The organism is Streptomyces rhizosphaerihabitans, from assembly GCF_025399795.1.
Classification (GTDB): domain Bacteria; phylum Actinomycetota; class Actinomycetes; order Streptomycetales; family Streptomycetaceae; genus Streptomyces; species Streptomyces rhizosphaerihabitans.
Window position 1 is genome coordinate 1 of record NZ_JAODTZ010000154.1, and the last position, 1157, is coordinate 1157.

The window sequence follows — 1157 nt, forward strand, 5'->3', positions numbered from 1 at the left end:
GTCACACCGAGCAGAGGCACCGACGCCGTCACCGACACCGCCTTGAACTTCGCCGTGTCCAGCCACGCCCACGTCGGCAGATTCACCTTCGTCGTACCCGCGGGAGCCAAATCCACCTTCGTCGACGGCACACGTATCTCCCCGTACGCCAGCTGCGCCAACATCTGGGGAGTGATCGCCTCCGGAACGTCCGCCGGCGGCGCAGCACCCTTGTCGACCCAGAAGATGCCCTTCGTGCAGTCCAGCGCACGCGGGTCACCCTCACGACCTTCAGTCACATACGAGTCCCACCAATACCCCTGGCCGGTCTTGGCCTTGTTGAAATCCTTGGACACACCGCCGTTGACGTACTTGTTCCGCTGCTCCAAGTCCCACTCAGAACCCGTCGACTCGGCAGCCCAGATCGGCTCCAAGTACTCCTGCAACTTGTCCGGCGTGTACTTCGGGGCGTAATAGCAGGCAGGCGGAGTCCAGTTACCCGACGCAGCCGTCACCGGACCGGCAGAGCCACCCGACCCGTTCTTCGAACGGTCGAAGACCACAGCACCCGCCGTGACGGAAAGATTGCCATTGCCATCCGAGTCACCGGACGCCTTGGTATTTGAGCCGTTGGTGCTACCACCGTGCCCGTATCCCGCGAATGCTTGGGGCGAGCAGATCAGCATGGCCGCGGAAGCCGCGACGGCAACCGTTCCGGTCTTTCGGAACCTCAGGACTGGCATGCGGTGCTCCCCCGCTGCGATGTCAGCTTCTCCGTGATCCAGATGTCCTGCTTGTTGACCCGAAGAAAGCTGCTGTAGAGGACGTAGTTGTCCTTCGACTTCGGAGTCACCTCGGTCTTGCCCGTCTTCAAGCTCTTGTTGTAGGCCTTGTTCTGATCTTCACAGTAGACAAATCCCGCCGTTCCATCGGAATTGATCTTCACGTTGGACTTGTAGTAGCGCTTCGCACCAGTGACGCGGTCCTTGTAGTCCACGAACTCCTGGATGAACTTCTGGCTCCCGGCTGCCGCCGTGCCTTCGGAGTAAAAGCGGTACGCCTTGTGCAGCGGATCCTGTTCAGCAATCGCCATGTCCACAGCCTTGATGAACTGCTCGCTGTCGTTCAGCACCGCGTCCTTGTCCTTGTCACCCGTCTTGGGCCACTCGAAGGTGTAC

1 protein-coding gene and 1 pseudogene are annotated in these 1157 nt (G+C 60.6%); both read right to left on the minus strand.

Annotated features, from left to right (window positions below; genetic code table 11):
• Positions 1-722 (minus strand): annotated as a pseudogene (locus tag N4G66_RS45160) (hypothetical protein); the annotation flags it as partial.
• The coding region (locus tag N4G66_RS45165) for a hypothetical protein (protein WP_261710149.1) at positions 710-1157 on the minus strand (448 nt) is incomplete at its 5' end. The gene N4G66_RS45165 and the pseudogene N4G66_RS45160, both read right to left, overlap by 13 nt.